The following is a 16,538-nucleotide window of genomic DNA, read 5'->3' as shown; positions in this document are numbered from 1 at the left end:
AGGGAGTCGTAGGTTCATGAAAAAGATCGAAGCGATCATTAAGCCTTTCAAGCTCGACGAAGTGAAAGAAGCACTGCAAGATGTCGGTGTCCAAGGCCTTTCCGTTGTCGAAGTCAAAGGGTTTGGCCGTCAAAAGGGCCACACAGAATTGTACCGCGGCGCCGAGTACGTGGTAGACTTCCTGCCCAAAGTTAAGATCGAAGTTGTTTTGTCTGACGACCAAGTCGATGGGGCTATCGAAGCCATCGTCGGCGCTGCCAAAACAGATAAAATCGGCGACGGGAAAATTTTCGTCTTGCCTGTTGAACAGGCTATTCGGATCCGCACTGGCGAGTTTGGTGAAGACGCGCTGTAAGCCAAAGTATGGTTGGTTCGACCATGTCTTTCAAATTAGATATAAAAGTAAGGGGATAATGTAAGATGAGCATCGCAGACGTTATCAAGACTATCAAAGACGAAGAGATTCAATACGTTGACGTTCGTTTCACCGATCCACGCGGCAAGTTGCAGCACGTAACATTGCGCCACACTGAAGTTGACGAAGACTTCCTTGAAGAAGGCTTCATGTTCGACGGCTCTTCCATCGCGGGTTGGAAATCAATCGACAAATCAGACATGAAACTGATCCCAGACACGAATTCTGTCTACATCGATCCTTTCTACGCTGAAAAAACACTGTGCATTCACTGTTCAGTTGTAGAGCCAGACACACGTGAACCATACGAGCGTGACCCACGTTCTGTTGCTGAAAAAGCAGAAGCTTACCTGAAATCTACAGGCATCGGCGACACGGCATTCTTTGGTCCAGAAGCTGAGTTCTTCTTGTTCGACGACGTGCGCTTCCAAGTCTCCATGAACAAAGTATCCTACCAAGTCGACGCGCTCGACGGTGCATGGAACTCTGACACTGAATACGAAATGGGCAACACTGGCCACCGTCCTGGCATCAAAGGCGGTTACTTCCCAGTCAACCCAATCGATGACGCGCAAGACATTCGCGGTGAAATGCTGACAACAATGGCCAACATGGGCATGAAAGTTGACAAGCACCACCACGAGGTTGCCTCATGTCAGCACGAACTGGGCTTGATCTTCGGCACGCTGACAAAGCAAGCTGACGAAATCCAGAAATACAAATACGTTGTGCACAACGTAGCACAGGCTTACGGCAAATCTGCTACATTTATGCCAAAGCCAATTGCGGGCGATAACGGCACTGGTATGCACGTGAACATGTCCATCTGGAAAGATGGTAAGCCATTGTTCGCAGGCGACAAATACGCTGATTTGTCTCAAGAAGCTTTGTACTTCATCGGCGGTATCTTGAAGCACGCGAAAGCGCTGAACGCGATCACAAACCCATCAACAAACTCTTACAAGCGTTTGATCCCAGGTTTCGAAGCTCCTGTTTTGCGCGCCTACTCTGCGTCTAACCGCTCTGGCTGTATCCGTATTCCTTACGCGGAATCCCCCAAAGCGAAACGCGTTGAAGCCCGTTTCCCTGATCCAGCAGCCAACCCATACTTGTGCTTCGCAGCGCTTATGATGGCTGGCCTTGACGGCATCAAAAACAAGATCGATCCAGGCCCCTCATCTGACAAAGATCTCTACGACTTGCCAGCTGAAGAATTGGCAGCGATCCCAACTGTTTGTGGATCTTTGCGCGAAGCTTTGGAAGCTCTTGAAGCGGACATGGACTTCCTCACAGAAGGCGACGTGTTCACCAAAGACCAACTTCAGGGCTACATGGACCTGAAATGGGAAGAAGTGTACGCTTACGAGCACACACCACACCCAATGGAATACAAATTGTACTACTCCTGCTAATCGCTGGATTGGTCGAATTTACGAAACTGGGCGCTCATTTGAGCGCCCTTTTTCATGTCAAAGCGGCCTCCCCGAATGACCTGCACCGACATTTTTCAATAGCGTCAAATCCTTGTCGAATTTCTGCCTTGATCCTCGTTTATCCCTATTTGGGTCGCAAATTGTGCAACTTAGGTGTGAAATGGGATTATTCAAAAAGACATATCATCCACTCGACAGCCGCCATCCGCGCAATGCGGCAGGCGCACAAAAGGGCACTTACGGCGTCACTGCTGCACCGACCGCACCTGCGCTGGATGATCACCTTGCACTCAAAACGGCTGAAAAATCACCTAAAAAGAGACCGACATCGCTCGGTTTTTCACGCAAGAAAGCCTTGCCCCCAACATCTTCCCCTGCGCCCAAAGGTCTATCGACCCGCGATCACATTGCATTTTTAGCCGCCCAAACACAGGCCAGACGCGCTGAAATGGCCAATATTGAGCCGCCGAAAGCGCAGGATGTTGTGCAGTCACAACCATATGCGCAGCAGAACCTGCAAAACGACAGTCAGGTAAGCGCCTCAAAAGCCCCCCCTGCGTCGCCCCTCGGCGCCATCGGGAAAGGCCTGCACATTGCTGGCAACATTATGATGCGCGTGAGGCTGATCACAGTCGCCGTCTTCGCCCTCTATTGGCTGTTTTCCTATTTGGATCTGGGTGGGCTTGCCACAACCTTGCAAAACTCAACCCCCAAAATGTCGGCGCCAGCTTCGTCTTATTCATCTGATTTTTAAGGATTAAATGATGTTTTCAAAAACCTATCATCCGATGGATAGCCGTCACCCAAACAACCGCGCCAAGTCCCGCGAAATGAAATCACGCCGCCTTAGCGAAACGCGATCAGCGCAGTATAAAGCCGTCCAAGGCGGTGTTTTAAACACTCAAAGCGCCAATGACATTCGGGCCATGCTACAGGATGTTGAAAGCGCTCCAATTGTAGATCTGCACGCGCAAAAAACGCTTAAGAAACGCTTGGCCGAACCTGCGCGCGTGCAAGGTGAAAAAGAATTCTGGGCAAGGCAGCCGTGGTGGTTACGTCATGGGCCTTTGAGCGTCTTTATGAAATTTGGCGCTCTGCGCGCGGGTGAACAGGCCAAAGGCACCCCCGTCTGGATGCAAGTCCTTGCCCTGCCTGTCGCGGTACTCCTTTACATAGCTCTGTCCAACAGCAATCTGGACAGTGCGGATATCAATCTTGCGACCGCTAACTTTGTGAATTTTCTGGTCCAGATCGTAAAATCCGTGTTTGGATTGATCTAATAGCATCATGTCAGGGATTAGAACGCGTGCCTCTTGCCCCCAAGCCCCGTTCGTTCTAAAGACGCGGCAACTCCTAATCAGATATAAAGGGCACGCCTATGATCCCCCGTTACTCCCGCAAAGAGATGGTCGACATCTGGGAACCCGCAACCAAATTCAAAATCTGGTACGAAATCGAAGCCCACGCCTGTGATGCGATGGCCAAACTTGGCGTGATCCCACAAGAAAACGCAGACGCCGTCTGGAAAGCCAAAGACGTTGAATTTGATGTGGCGCGCATCGACGAAATCGAAGCTGTCACCAAACACGATGTCATCGCCTTTCTCACGCATTTGGCCGAACACGTTGGATCTGATGAGGCCCGTTTCGTGCACCAAGGCATGACATCCTCAGACGTTTTGGACACATGTTTGAACGTGCAGCTTGTGCGCGCCTCCGACATCTTGATCAAAGATCTTGAAAACCTGTTGGCCGCTTTGAAAAAACGCGCGCTAGAGCACAAAGACACGGTCCGCGTTGGCCGCTCACATGGTATTCACGCAGAACCCACCACAATGGGTCTGACATTCGCGCGCTTTTACGCTGAAATGGACCGCAACTTGGCGCGTTTGAAATCCGTGCGCGAAGAAATCGGCACAGGCGCAATTTCTGGCGCCATCGGGACATTTGCCAATGTGGACCCCCGCGTTGAAGAGCACGTCTGTGAACAGCTCGGCCTCACACCTGAGCCGATTTCAACCCAAGTGATCCCGCGTGATCGTCACGCGATGTTCTTTGCTGTTTTGGGTGTGATTGCTTCCTCGATGGAAAACATCGTGATCGAAATTCGCCACATGCAGCGTACAGAAGTGCTTGAAGGTGCTGAGTTTTTCTCGATGGGGCAAAAAGGCTCCTCTGCGATGCCGCATAAGAAAAACCCGATCTTGACCGAAAACCTCACAGGTCTCGCCCGTCTTGTGCGCATGACTGTGGTGCCTGCGATGGAAAACGTCGCCCTGTGGCACGAACGCGATATTTCGCATTCTTCAGTTGAGCGCACAATCGCGCCAGACGCGACCATCACGTTGAACTTTGCTTTGAACCGTTTGACAGGTGTGATCGACAAAATGTTGATCTTCCCACAAAACATGCTCGACAACATGAACAAATTCCCAGGATTGGTCATGTCTCAGCGCGTGCTTTTGGCGCTCACTCAAGCGGGAGTGTCACGCGAAGACGCCTATTCTATGGTGCAACGCAATGCTCTAAAAGTTTGGGAACACCGCGTTGATTTCCAAGAAGAATTGCTCGCAGACGAAGAAGTTGTTGCGGCCTTGGGCGTTGACGGCATCAAAGAAAAATTCGACATGGAATACCACACCAAACATGTCGATACGATTTTCAAACGCGTCTTTGGCTAAAGCAGCGCTTGCGTATTTAAAAGCCCCCGCGCCATTCGGTGTCGGGGGCTTTTCTTTGCAAGTTTTCTACAATTTATTGCAATTTCATGGGGCTGGTAGCTTTGCGTTAAGAATGATCGTGCAATGTCTTTGCAAGTGATATTGAAAATGAGGCACAGGCGTGGACGGACTTCCCCAAGATTTCGGTGATATGGGCAACCTGCCCGACCTTGGTAGCTTTGACGAGTCTCATAAACTGGGCGACTTCGGTGGTTTTGATGCGCCCGAAACCGTCACCCGTATGCCTGCAAAACTGTCGAAAAAAGCCAAAGCGGCCGTGATCGTGCGCCTTTTGGCCGCCGAAGATGTGAAACTGCCACTGGCCAACTTCCCCGAAGAAATGCAGGTCGAATTGGCGCATCAAATGACAGATTTGCGTCATATCAGCAAAGACACCTTAGTCGCAGTCGTCGAAGAATTCATAAATGAACTCGATGAGATTGGTCTGTCCTTTCCAGGCGGCTTAGAAGGCGCATTGAACGTGCTGGAAGGCACAATATCCCCCACGACTTCGGCGAAATTGCGCAAAAATGCTGGATTTTCCTTAACGGGCGACCCATGGGAAAGGATCGCAGACCTAGACCCCGTGCGCATTTTGCCGATCTTGTCTGAGGAAAGCGTTGAAGTTGGCGCTGTGTTGCTCTCAAAACTAAAGGTCGCAAAATCCGCGCAGCTTTTGTCGATGTTGCCAGGGGATCGTGCGCGCCGCATCGCATATGCCATCTCATTGACCTCTGCGATTGCCCCAGACGTTGTGCAGCGCATCGGCATCTCAATTGCTGCCAAACTTGACGCCCAGCCGTCACAAGCCTTTACAGATGCCCCGACCGAACGTGTGGGCGCTATCTTGAATTTCTCAGCCTCCGCCACCCGCGACGGTGTGCTTGAGGGATTGGATGAAACCGATAAAGAATTCGCAGAAGAAGTGCGTAAAAACATCTTTACCTTCGCGAATATCGCAACCCGTGTTGATGCCCGCGATATCGCCAAAGTGGTGCGCGGGGTTGAGCAAGATCTGTTGATCAAAGCCTTGGCTGGCGCCACCGGCGAGGCTGCAAAATCAACAGAATTCATTTTGACGAATATGTCGAAACGTATGGCGGATGGCCTACGCGAAGAAATCGAAACTGTCGGTAAGGTCAAAGAATCGGACGCAGAAGAAGCCATGAATGCTGTCGTCGGCGGGATTCGCCAATTAGAAGCTGATGGCGAAATCTTTCTTTTGACGGGTGATGAATAATCACACACCCCCTATCCGAGAAAGCCACCTAGCGAAGCCCACGACATGCTCATAAAAGGGATGGCATGAAATGGTTTTCTTATCAGTCCCCCTCCACTCAAGGCATTCTGTTTGTAATGCTTTCTGTTGGCTTGTTTTCCTTAATGGACGCTTTTGCCAAACAGCTGGGCACACAGGTCAGTCTGGCCCAAGTGCTTTGGGCGCGCTATTTCGGCCAGTTGCTGATCATTTTACTCATCTGTCGTCACCGTGCGCCGCGTTATTTGGCAACGCCGCATCTGCGCTTACAAATTTTCCGATCTTTGATGCAATTGGGGGCCGCGGCATGTTTTTTTACCGCTTTGAAATACCAAGGCTTGGCTGAAGCAACAGCAGTTGCGGATTTGGCCCCGATCCTCATCACCATTGCAGCCGCCATTATTTTGGGCGAGCGCATTGGCCCAAGGCGGATTTTTGGCATTCTGGCTGCGCTTTTTGGCGCTATGATCATCATTCGCCCTGGCACCGATGTGTTTTCCATACACTCGCTTTGGCCCTTGGGGTCCGCGCTCTGCATTGCGTCTTTTTCCATCACGACGCGCTATATTGGCAAAACCGAATCCGCGCTCACGCCACAGCTTTACACGGGGCTGGTCTGCGGTGGATTGATGTGCTTGGTCCTGCCTTTTTATTGGGTCCGCCCTGATATGACGGCTGTTTTGATGATGCTCTGTGTTGGGTCTATCGGCACAGGCGCACAGTTGATGATGCTCAAAGCCTATTCGACTGCGCCTGCGTCAGTTGTCGCGCCTTTCACCTATGCTGGGTTGATCACGGCCACGCTTTGGGGCGTCATATTCTTTGATCAATGGCCTGATCTGTGGACCTGTATCGGCGCGCTTGTGATCGTGGCTGCGGGTCTTTATGTTTGGCATCGAGAAACGCGCCGCACCGCCTGAAAACGGGTGTGATCGCAGCACGACCATAAACATAGGGCTAAATATGCAAATCAAACGTGGCGCCATCACAGGAAGCCTGTCAGACTATTTGCAAAGCCTTGTTCTAAAAGCGCTTTTAGGGTCGATGAAGGTATTGCCCTTTCACATTCGTTTGAAACTTATTGGCTTTTTTACCGCACGCATCCTATCGCCCCTTGCGGGTTACGGTCAGCGGGTCAAAGATAATTTGGAATTGGTCTGCCCCGATTTACCAAAATCTGAAGTCCAACGCCTGATGCGCCGCGTGCCTGAGAGTGCAGGCAAAACCTTGGCCGAAGTCTATTCTGGTCCCGCATTCAAGGCCCGCGCCAAACAGGCCAAAATCACTGGCGGCGGTATGGACGCGCTTGAGGCCGCGATGAATGCCGGCCAAGGGGTTATTTTGGTATCGGGGCATTTTGGCAATTATGATGTGCCACGCGCTGTTTTGTCGGAACGTGGTTTTAATGTCGGCGCATTGTACAAGCCCTTCACCAATCCATTTTTCGACCCCTATTACCGAAAAACAATTGGCGCGATCTCAACACCTATCATTCCCACCAAAGACCGCAAAAGCTTGGTTCAAATGGTGCGTTTCTTGAAGTCTGGGGGCATGTTGGGGATGTTGATTGATGTGCACAGGTATGGGGCACCACATTTACAGTTTTTTGGAAAACGTGCTGCGACCGCGACATCGGCTGCCGATTTAGCGTTGAAGCATAATCTGGCTTTGGTGCCAGTCTATGGCATAAGACTTGATGATTACGGGCATTACGAGTTGGTCGTCGAGCCCCCGATCGCACATACGAATGCCCTAGATATGACCCAAGCTTTAAACGATTCTTTAGAGCGCCAAATACGTGCTCATATGGATCAGTATTTTTGGGTCCACCGCCGCTGGAAAGCTGAAACCCAAGCCGCAGATCAGGAAAAGTGATCCCACGGGTTTGCGCCCCAAAGCGGGGCAGCCCAATATCAATCGATGCGCAAAGCCGCGACGATCTTTCCAGGCGCTCCGTCAGTATGTTCTTGTACGATCACGGCCACAGGATCAGAGGTCAAAGATGTCAGATTAACCGTCTGCTTTACCGTTCCATCCCAATCTGACACATGACGCCAAGAGGTAACTGTATTGGCGTATTCTATTGTTTTGCCTTTGTTTTCACCGCTTCTGATCGAAACTTTTTCCAAAGGCATGAATTGAACCACTTGCACTTTCATCTGCGAAGGTATGATCGCGTTGGGGGTTAAAGTGATGCTTAGCGCCCCCCCGTCACGGGCAGCACTCAGGCCCACAGGCGCGTCATTCGCCTTTGCACCCTGAGCTGCAATCAGATCCGCAAGTTTCATCGGCTTGTACCCGACCACGTGATTCACACCACCGACCACCATTTGCGGCGTGTAAATCGTGCGGTGCCCTGCGGCGCGTGCATAATCGCGTTGGCGCTGAGTGTATTCGGGGGCTGCGAAAATATCTTTCCAGCCGATGTAATCCCAATAATCCACATGCAAAGCCAGTGCCAAAATATCATCACGATTGGCGATTTCAGCAATCAACGCATCTGCGGGCGGACAAGATGAACAGCCTTGCGATGTAAACAATTCCACGACAACAGGGTGCGACTGCCCCGCGGGCATTTCAGATTGCACCTGCGGAATCGTGATGTCTTGCGCGACGGTCTTTTGGGCGACCACGAAGGACATAACACAAGCAACCCCAATCGCGATTGCGCGCAAAGAGGCCCCGAAGGAGATAGGTTTGCCTAAGATCAAGCCGTGGTTCATGAAAGCTCCATATTTGGTTGGGATAGATATAGCGCGCAGATATTAATCTGGCCAATCAAGCAATCGCGAGAAAGCGTTACAGCAACCTGACGTTGTGCGTGAACGGTATTGAAATGCGGTGCGCATACCCCATGTCATATATATCAAAGGCTTGAAAACCTGACAAAAATAGTAATTCCGATCATTGTGTACAATGGCATACCAAAACCTGTAAATGCCCCTTGATTGGACTGAGAGGATGGGTCAAAACCAAGTCAGCAAGATCCTAAACATGCAACATAAGGAGCCACTCCATGACAGTTGTTGTCGGACAAGACACTGCTAAAACCCGCCGCACCCTCGATGTGAACGGCAAAAAAATCGCCTATTATTCCATTCAAGCCGCCACAGACGCAGGCCTTGGTGATTTCACCAAATTGCCAGCAGCGCTGAAAGTTGTGCTTGAAAACATTCTGCGTTTTGAAGATGGCGGATTTTCTGTTTCCACGGATGACATCAAAGCCTTTTCTGAATGGGCTGACAAAGGCGGCAAAAACCCCCGCGAAATCGCTTACCGCCCCGCACGCGTTTTGATGCAGGATTTCACCGGCGTTCCAGCCGTTGTTGACTTGGCTGCCATGCGCGACGGTATCAAATCTTTGGGCGGTGACGCGAAAAAGATTAACCCGCTGGTGCCCGTTGATCTTGTGATCGACCACTCGGTGATGATCGACGAATTTGGCAACCCACGTGCGTTTCAAATGAATGTGGACCGCGAATACGAACGCAATATGGAACGCTACCAGTTTCTAAAATGGGGCCAAACAGCCTTTGAAAACTTCCGCGTTGTGCCACCGGGCACAGGGATCTGCCACCAAGTAAACCTAGAATACCTCGCGCAGGCGGTTTGGTCGGACACAGACCAAAACGGCGAAGAAGTGGCCTACCCTGATACGCTTGTTGGTACAGATTCACACACAACTATGGTCAACGGTCTGGCTGTTCTTGGTTGGGGCGTGGGCGGTATCGAAGCCGAAGCTGCAATGCTTGGCCAGCCGATTTCCATGCTGATCCCTGAAGTTGTGGGTTTCAAACTGACAGGCGCAATGGTCGAAGGCACAACAGCCACTGATCTTGTGTTAAAGGTTGTTGAAATGCTGCGCGCCCACGGCGTTGTTGGCAAATTCGTTGAATTCTACGGCGAAGGTCTCGATAAATTGCCACTGGCGGATCGTGCGACAATTGCCAATATGGCCCCAGAATACGGCGCGACATGTGGTTTCTTTCCGATCGATTCTGAAACAATCCGTTACATGAAACAAACAGGGCGCGACGAAGATCGTTGCGACTTGGTTGAAGCCTATGCCAAAGAAAACGGTTTCTGGCGTGACGCGGATTACGCCCCTGTCTATTCATCCACTCTTGAACTGGATATGGGCGACATTGTTCCTGCAATTTCAGGCCCAAAACGCCCCCAAGATTACGTTGCTTTGACTGCTGCTAAGGCGGCATTTTCGGGTGAGATGCAAGATACATTCAAGCGTGAGCAAGGCAAAGAAATCGCTGTCAAAGGCGAAGATTACACAATGTCATCAGGCAAGGTTGTCATCGCCTCCATCACATCTTGTACAAATACATCAAACCCTTACGTGATGATCGGCGCTGGTCTTGTGGCCCGCAAAGCGCGCGCTTTGGGTCTGGACCGAAAGCCTTGGGTGAAAACATCATTGGCGCCTGGATCGCAGGTTGTGACGGAATATTTGGAAGCCGCAGGTCTGCAAGAGGATCTGGATGCAATCGGTTTCAACCTTGTGGGCTACGGCTGTACCACATGTATCGGGAATTCTGGTCCGATCCAGCCCGAAATTTCTGACGCCATTGCCGAAGGCGATCTTGTCGCGACGGCTGTTTTGTCGGGCAACCGCAACTTTGAGGGGCGCATCAGCCCTGATGTGCGAGCCAATTACCTTGCCTCCCCGCCCCTCGTGGTGGCCTATGCTTTGGCTGGTGACATGAACATCGACCTGACGACTGAGCCTTTGGGCACGGATAAAGACGGCAATGATGTTTACCTGAAAGATATTTGGCCAACCAACGAAGAAATTGCTGATCTTGTTGAACAAACAGTGACAAGAGAAGCCTTTTTGAAAAAATACGCCGACGTCTTTAAAGGCGACGAAAGATGGCAGGCTGTTGAAGTGTCAGGTGGCGAAACATACGATTGGCCGCCAGAGTCCACCTACATTCAAAACCCGCCTTACTTCCAAGGCATGGCACCGAAAAAAGGCACGATCCAAAACGTTGAAGGCGCGAAAATTTTGGCCATCTTGGGCGATATGGTCACAACTGACCACATTTCCCCTGCGGGCAGTTTTGCACAATCCACACCTGCGGGTCGTTTCTTGCTAGACCATGACGTTCCCGTGCGCGAATTCAACTCATACGGCTCGCGCCGTGGCAACCACGAAATCATGATGCGCGGCACTTTCGCCAATATCCGTATCAAGAATGAAATGCTGGATGGTGTTGAAGGCGGATACACAAAAGATCCAGATGGCGCACAGGCGTCCATCTATGACGCGTCAATGGCATACCAAGCCTCTGGCACACCATTGGTTGTCATTGCTGGCGAACAATATGGCGCCGGATCTTCACGTGACTGGGCTGCTAAAGGCACGGCTTTGCTGGGTGTGAAAGCGGTTATAGCGCAAAGCTTTGAGCGCATTCACCGCTCGAACCTTGTGGGTATGGGGGTTATTCCTTTCGAATTTACGGGGGGCGACACGCGTAAATCTCTGGGGCTCACGGGCGATGAGACTGTGACAATCCTTGGCCTTGATAGCGTTTCTCCGCTGCAAGAGCTGACTGCGAAAATTACCTACGCAGACGGTAAGACCAAAGATATCACAGTGAAATGCCGTATCGATACAGCGCCCGAGATTGAGTACATCGAAAACGGTGGCGTTTTGCACTATGTGCTGCGCAACCTCGCGAAATCTTAACCCTCGCGCGTTGCGTTTAGGAAAGGCCCTGCTGCACGGCGGGGCCTTTTTGTTTGGGGCCTGCTGCTCCTGCCATTGCCACCTAGGCTGCAATCCCGTAGATCGACCCCGCAGCTGCTTGCACAGGCAGTGACCATTTGAAAGGCCTCATCCATGTCCGACCCGCAAATGAAAATCGTTTTAGTGACGCCTGAAATTCCTTATAACACAGGCGCAATCGGACGCACTTGCGTGGCCTTAGGACTTGAGTTGATTTTGATCAAACCTTTGGGGTTTTCGCTAGACGAAAAAGCCGTGCGCAGATCTGGCACGACCTATTGGCAACATGTGCAACTGACAGAATATGACGACTGGCAAAGTTTTCTAGACGACCGTCAACCGCCGCGCGAGGCCATGTATTATTTCGAAGAACATGGCGCAGGCACATTCTACGAACCAGAGTATGACCCCAATGGGTATTTGATTTTTGGCTGCGAATCCAAAGGCTTGCCCGACGATATCTTGAAGGACGTTCCTGATCGTATTTTCAATCTGCCCATGCGCAACAAAGTTGTGAGATCGCTCAATCTTGCCAATACAGCCACGGCTGTAATTTACCAAGCGCTGCGCCCTCAACTTGAAGGGTAAGCCCTGTACAGATGGGCCTGACAAAACATTGTTTCAGGCGCAAAGATAACGTAGATCACGACACACTATTGTTAATTGGCCCCTTAACACCAGAAAGCCACTCTCATGACTGATAAAATTCGTGTCGTTTTGTCCAGCGATCATTCCGCTCTTGATCTGCGTGCCGCCATCAAAGCCCATATCACCGAACGGGGATATGAAGCTGTAGATATCGGTCCCACCACGACAGAAAGCACCCATTATCCCTATCACGGCCAAGCCGCAGCAGAGCGCGTGGCCTCAGGCGATTGTCAGATCGGCATTATCATTTGTGGAACGGGCCAAGGTATCATGATGGCGGCCAATAAGGTCAAAGGCATCCGTTGCGGTGTCTGCCACGATACATTTTCTGCCCGCATGATCCGTCAACACAATGACGCCAATATGCTGTCTTTGGGCACGCGTGTGATCGGCGAAGGTCTGGCTCTTGATATTGTGGACGCTTACCTCTCCGCCGAATTCGAAGGCGGCCGTCACGCAACCCGCGTGGATATGATCGAAGCCTAGGCTGCACCTCTTTATATGCAACATATTGAAAGCCTCGCATTTGAAGTGCGGGGTTTTTAAGTGATTACCTTACACTGTCATCCTTGGGATGCAGGTTAAGACTGACCTCAAACACAGCGGCTTGCACAGCGGGACTTGCGGGACAGCGGGACTTGCGGGAGCGTTTAGGGGAATGAATTCCCCGCGCGCTTGTTTTTCTATGCGGTAGGCCGCAAATTCTGCATCCCCGACGGGTCCATCCCCAACTGTGTCCAAATGCGATAGATTCACGGTAAAATCCTTGGCCCGTTCTGTCATAGGAACCGTCCGTATAGGAATGCCGCCTTTGGACTGATCCAAACAATTTAAATTAAGTCACCACGTATATCTTGATCGTTTTTTCATAGGCTTGTGATTTTATCAGCTCAAACAAGGTAGGAGCAGATGACCATGCGGGTTCACGACACAGATGGCGAAGAAACACAGCCAAAGATCGATATCCCGCGGCATGCAAATATACTTATCGTAGACGATCAACGGCTTGATCGTGCCTGCCTGCGCCGCATCTGCAATAATTTGGATTTTAGCGTCACAATATGTGAGGCCGAAACCCTAAAAGACATGAGCGCCGCTCTGCGCCACAACAAGTTTGACTTGGTCTTTCTTGATTTTCACATGCCCGATGGCAATGGCTTGCAAGCCATGAAGATCATCCAGTTTGATCCGAAAAATCGCTATGCAGGGATGGTCATGGTTACAGGCGATTCCGACACTGACGTCGTCATAAATTCCATGCGCAATGGCTGTCGTGACTTTATTTCAAAGGATGATATTTCCTTAGAATCCGTCCGGCGCGCCACGATTAACGCCTTGCAAAAAGCATCTTTGCACAAAAACCTATTGGCCGAAAACGCCATTCGCGCGGATATCGAATCGGTGTTGGAGGCCTTTACCACACAATGCGCTCAAGAATTTAATCCCCTATTATACAATATGTTGCGGCACATTCGCCATCTCAGCGCAGTGAAGAAAGATGACGAAGCATTCGATAAGACCATCGAGTGCATTGAAAACACATGTGGGCGCCTCTTCGACTTTATCGATGATATTGACCATCACGACCGTAAAGTAAAAGCCCTGCAAAATGCCAAAGTCGTCCCTTTGACGCACAGATATAGAAAAAAGACAGGCCCAACGAGACCCTCATTCTTACACCCACGACCGAGTGATCCTTACAATTGATCTAAAAAGGCCCCGCACCACGCCTGTGGCGCAGGGCTAAATCGCCAATCACAGCCAGTACACTAAAATCTCTGAATTGGTCTGGCTGTTTATCCCGCGCGTTCGGCCAAGCTTTCCAATGCTTTGGCTTCATAAGCTTCGAGCTCAAGACCTGCTTGCGCCGTAGTCACGCGGTGTAACCAAGCTTTAATAGCTTCAAAATCTGGTGCCAAATTGGGAGCCCATAAAAAAGCTGAAGCCAGTATCATATCGGCGATCGTCAATTTATCACCAACCAAATAGGGTTGCTTACTTAGTGTAGCATTCAAAGTTTCGCCGACTTCCGCCATGCTGCGAAAAGTACTTTTCACCATCGGATGATTGATCTCAGCAAAATGGGTGACCATCGCGGGTTCCAAAACGCCACCGGAATAGGCCATCCAAGACAAAAACGCGCCGCGGCCCTTTTCCCCCTGTTTGATGCCCAAAGGACTGCCAAAAAACTCATCGAGATACATCATGATGGCACTACTTTCGCGGATTGTTTCACCTTCATCTGTGATCAAAAACGGAACTTTTCCTTCAGGATGTGGATTGTTCGGATCTTTGCGTCCTGACCCATCGCCTCTGATAATATCAACAGTGACGACTTTGACCTGATCCAATTTTCCAATCATCAAAAGCTGGGAAATAACGCGTGAGGCACGTGAAAGCGGGCTGTAGTAAAGTGTGGGCATTGTAAGTCCTTTCGAATTCTCTTTCATCGATGAGCTCTCTATGCCACTGTCATCCTGACAATATGTGTCAGTAGGTTTTGCGAAGTAATACCATGGCCAAATCAGATCGACTTTTCAGACTTATACACCTAATCCGCGGATTGACCCCGCCTGTCACAGCCGCACGTTTGGCCGCGGCTATGGAGGTTTCTGAACGCACGATCTATCGTGACATCGACAGTCTGCGCAGCGCTGGCGCGCGCATCGAGGGCGAAGCGGGACTTGGCTATACCATGATCGAAGACATCGCCCTGCCCCCGCAAACCTTTACACAGATCGAAATAGAAGCGCTCACCTTGGGGCTGTCCGATGTCAGTCAAAGAGGGGACAATGCCTTGGCTGCGGCCGCGACGGATGCATTGACGAAAATTCTAGCCACCCTACCCGAACGCCAACAACGCCAAGCCGCCCATGCGGTGAATTTGGTCAATCGTTTCACCAAACCTGACACGCCAAGCATAGACATGAATTTTCTACGCGAAGCCATCTGGGCCGAAGAAGCGCTGGACATAACCTATAAAGACAAAGCCGAAAATATCACGGATCGGCGTATCTATCCGCTTGCGATATCCTATCATGATTTCGCGGTCATGCTGCTTGCTTGGTGCAAAACCCGCCAAGGGTTTCGCATGTTTCATGTCACGCGCATCCAATCCTATGCGGCCACTGGCGAAAGTTTTCGCCCCCGCCGCGTCGCCTTGTTACGCGACTATGTGAGTGAATTGCGATCCCGTGGACCACAAGATCGTGCCGCTAATCCGCCGCCTGTTTCAAATTCACCCGCCCCATAAGCTCTTCGGCCGTTTCCACCCGTTCAGAATAGCGATCGGTCAATTCGGGACGACTGCGGCTCATATAGGTGAATTTTACCAATTCTTCCATCACATCGCAGATGCGCATGAGATAGGGTGACGGTTTCATCCGCCCTGCCTCATCAAATTCGGACCAAGCTTTGGCAATGGACGACTGATTGGGAATGGTGACCATACGCATCCAACGTCCCAAAATGCGCATTTGGTTGACCGCGTTAAAACTTTGCGACCCTCCACAGACCTGCATCACGGCCAATGTTTTGCCCTGCGTCGGCCGCACAGCGCCCACCGACAAAGGAATCCAATCAATTTGTGATTTCAAAATACCAGTCATCGCGCCGTGGCGTTCGGGGCTAGACCAAACCATGCCTTCGGACCATTCCGCCAGCGCGCGCAATTCAACCACTTTGGGGTGGTCGGGATCGCAGGCATCGGGCAACGGAAGGTCACGGGGGTCAAATATTTTCACTTCGCAACCATACCAGCGCAGCAAACGCGCAGCTTCTTCAGCGGCCAAACGTGAAAATGACCTGTCGCGCAAAGATCCATAAAGCACCAATATTTTGGGCGCATGCCCGTCGTCTTTGGCACTGGCATAATCGCGCCAATCAATAGCTTTGAGCAAAGTCTCATCGATCGCGGGCAAACTGTCCGTTGCGATTAGGGTCATGTGCTGCCCTCACCCTCAACAGGGTTTTCCAAGACCGAAAAAATATTCTCAAAGGGGCGGCACAGCACCGTGCCTTTCGATGTGCTCACAATGGGGCGATTGATCAAAATTGGCTCATCCACCATAGCATCAATGATTTGATCTTCGGTGATGTCATCCGCCAGCAATCCCATGTCTTTGGCTTGGGGTTGTTTGCGGCGCAAAACGGAATGCGCGGTTTCACCTGCCGCCTGTATCAACGTCACAAGCTCTGCGCGGCTCAAAGGCGTTTTTAGGTATTCGATGATTTCGACAGGCGCGCCGTCGGATTGCAGCAAAGCCAAGGCTTTACGCGATGTGCTGCATCTTGGGTTATGATATATTATGGACATTATTTCA

The 16,538-nt window shown here is 51.0% G+C and carries 18 protein-coding genes; 13 read left to right on the top strand and 5 right to left on the bottom strand.

What is annotated here, in order from left to right; genetic code table 11:
* The first annotated feature begins 16 nt into the window (after positions 1 to 16).
* The 8 genes from EDD53_RS01765 to EDD53_RS01730 all read left to right on the top strand — a co-directional run bounded on the left by EDD53_RS01765 (position 17) and on the right by EDD53_RS01730 (position 7,700).
* A complete protein-coding gene (locus tag EDD53_RS01765; protein WP_123791482.1) occupies positions 17 to 355 on the top strand; it encodes a P-II family nitrogen regulator in 339 nt (112 codons plus the stop codon).
* A gap of 65 nt (positions 356 to 420) precedes the next feature.
* Entirely contained in the window at positions 421 to 1,827 is a 1,407-nt protein-coding gene (gene glnA, locus EDD53_RS01760; RefSeq protein WP_123791481.1) for a type I glutamate--ammonia ligase, read from the top strand.
* Positions 1,828 to 2,008: 181 nt separating this feature from the next.
* Positions 2,009 to 2,602, top strand: a complete 594-nt coding sequence (locus EDD53_RS01755) for a hypothetical protein (RefSeq protein ID WP_123791480.1) — start codon at positions 2,009 to 2,011, stop codon at positions 2,600 to 2,602.
* Positions 2,603 to 2,612: 10 nt separating this feature from the next.
* The gene (locus EDD53_RS01750) at positions 2,613 to 3,128 is read left to right on the top strand and encodes a hypothetical protein (RefSeq protein ID WP_123791479.1); all 516 of its coding nucleotides are present in this window, start codon (positions 2,613 to 2,615) and stop codon (positions 3,126 to 3,128) included.
* 98 nt (positions 3,129 to 3,226) lie between these two features.
* Positions 3,227 to 4,528, top strand: coding sequence for an adenylosuccinate lyase (gene purB / locus EDD53_RS01745; RefSeq protein ID WP_123791478.1), 1,302 nt, complete (start codon positions 3,227 to 3,229; stop codon positions 4,526 to 4,528).
* Between the two features lie 160 nt (positions 4,529 to 4,688).
* Positions 4,689 to 5,807 carry a flagellar motor switch protein FliG gene (locus EDD53_RS01740; RefSeq protein ID WP_246002139.1) on the top strand — a complete coding sequence of 373 codons (1,119 nt, stop codon included), beginning with the start codon at positions 4,689 to 4,691 and terminating at the stop codon, positions 5,805 to 5,807.
* Positions 5,808 to 5,872: 65 nt separating this feature from the next.
* Entirely contained in the window at positions 5,873 to 6,745 is an 873-nt protein-coding gene (locus tag EDD53_RS01735) for a DMT family transporter (protein ID WP_123791477.1), read from the top strand.
* A gap of 43 nt (positions 6,746 to 6,788) precedes the next feature.
* Positions 6,789 to 7,700 carry a lysophospholipid acyltransferase family protein gene (locus tag EDD53_RS01730; protein WP_123791476.1) on the top strand — a complete coding sequence of 304 codons (912 nt, stop codon included), beginning with the start codon at positions 6,789 to 6,791 and terminating at the stop codon, positions 7,698 to 7,700.
* A 38-nt stretch (positions 7,701 to 7,738) separates the two neighbouring features.
* Here the strand turns inward: EDD53_RS01730 and EDD53_RS01725 are convergent, their stop codons facing one another.
* Positions 7,739 to 8,548 (bottom strand): DUF1223 domain-containing protein, encoded by an 810-nt coding sequence (locus tag EDD53_RS01725; protein WP_123791475.1) that lies wholly within the window; start codon positions 8,546 to 8,548, stop codon positions 7,739 to 7,741.
* Between the two features lie 293 nt (positions 8,549 to 8,841).
* Between EDD53_RS01725 and acnA the strand changes: the two genes are divergently transcribed.
* The 3 genes from acnA (at position 8,842) to rpiB (ending at position 12,702) form a co-directional block, all read left to right on the top strand.
* Complete coding sequence (gene acnA / locus EDD53_RS01720) at positions 8,842 to 11,529, top strand: aconitate hydratase AcnA (RefSeq protein WP_123791474.1); 2,688 nt, start codon at positions 8,842 to 8,844, stop codon at positions 11,527 to 11,529.
* Positions 11,530 to 11,682: 153 nt separating this feature from the next.
* Positions 11,683 to 12,156, top strand: a complete 474-nt coding sequence (locus EDD53_RS01715) for a tRNA (cytidine(34)-2'-O)-methyltransferase (protein WP_123791473.1) — start codon at positions 11,683 to 11,685, stop codon at positions 12,154 to 12,156.
* A 105-nt stretch (positions 12,157 to 12,261) separates the two neighbouring features.
* A complete protein-coding gene (gene rpiB / locus EDD53_RS01710; RefSeq protein ID WP_123791472.1) occupies positions 12,262 to 12,702 on the top strand; it encodes a ribose 5-phosphate isomerase B in 441 nt (146 codons plus the stop codon).
* Between the two features lie 69 nt (positions 12,703 to 12,771).
* Here rpiB and EDD53_RS01705 read toward each other — a convergent pair whose 3' ends face one another.
* Positions 12,772 to 12,999, bottom strand: coding sequence for a hypothetical protein (locus tag EDD53_RS01705; protein WP_123791471.1), 228 nt, complete (start codon positions 12,997 to 12,999; stop codon positions 12,772 to 12,774).
* Positions 13,000 to 13,131: 132 nt separating this feature from the next.
* Between EDD53_RS01705 and EDD53_RS01700 the strand changes: the two genes are divergently transcribed.
* The gene (locus tag EDD53_RS01700; protein ID WP_170162656.1) at positions 13,132 to 13,923 is read left to right on the top strand and encodes a response regulator; all 792 of its coding nucleotides are present in this window, start codon (positions 13,132 to 13,134) and stop codon (positions 13,921 to 13,923) included.
* An 89-nt stretch (positions 13,924 to 14,012) separates the two neighbouring features.
* Here EDD53_RS01700 and EDD53_RS01695 read toward each other — a convergent pair whose 3' ends face one another.
* Complete coding sequence (locus EDD53_RS01695; RefSeq protein WP_123791469.1) at positions 14,013 to 14,639, bottom strand: glutathione S-transferase family protein; 627 nt, start codon at positions 14,637 to 14,639, stop codon at positions 14,013 to 14,015.
* A 92-nt stretch (positions 14,640 to 14,731) separates the two neighbouring features.
* On the opposite strand from EDD53_RS01695, the gene EDD53_RS01690 reads away from it, so the two are divergent.
* Complete coding sequence (locus EDD53_RS01690; RefSeq protein ID WP_123791468.1) at positions 14,732 to 15,469, top strand: helix-turn-helix transcriptional regulator; 738 nt, start codon at positions 14,732 to 14,734, stop codon at positions 15,467 to 15,469.
* Here EDD53_RS01690 and arsH read toward each other — a convergent pair.
* Both arsH and arsC read right to left on the bottom strand, forming a co-directional pair.
* Positions 15,432 to 16,160, bottom strand: a complete 729-nt coding sequence (arsH, locus tag EDD53_RS01685) for an arsenical resistance protein ArsH (protein ID WP_123791467.1) — start codon at positions 16,158 to 16,160, stop codon at positions 15,432 to 15,434. The genes EDD53_RS01690 and arsH overlap by 38 nt on opposite strands.
* Positions 16,157 to 16,531 carry an arsenate reductase (glutaredoxin) gene (arsC, locus tag EDD53_RS01680; RefSeq protein WP_123791466.1) on the bottom strand — a complete coding sequence of 125 codons (375 nt, stop codon included), beginning with the start codon at positions 16,529 to 16,531 and terminating at the stop codon, positions 16,157 to 16,159. The genes arsH and arsC overlap by 4 nt, the downstream gene beginning before the upstream one ends.
* Positions 16,532 to 16,538 lie beyond the last annotated feature (7 nt).

It is taken from the genome of Pacificibacter maritimus, from assembly GCF_003814915.1.
GTDB classification, from domain to species: Bacteria; Pseudomonadota; Alphaproteobacteria; order Rhodobacterales; family Rhodobacteraceae; genus Celeribacter; species Celeribacter maritimus.
Note: the sequence above shows the minus strand (reverse complement) of the source record. Positions and strands in the feature narration are given on the sequence as shown.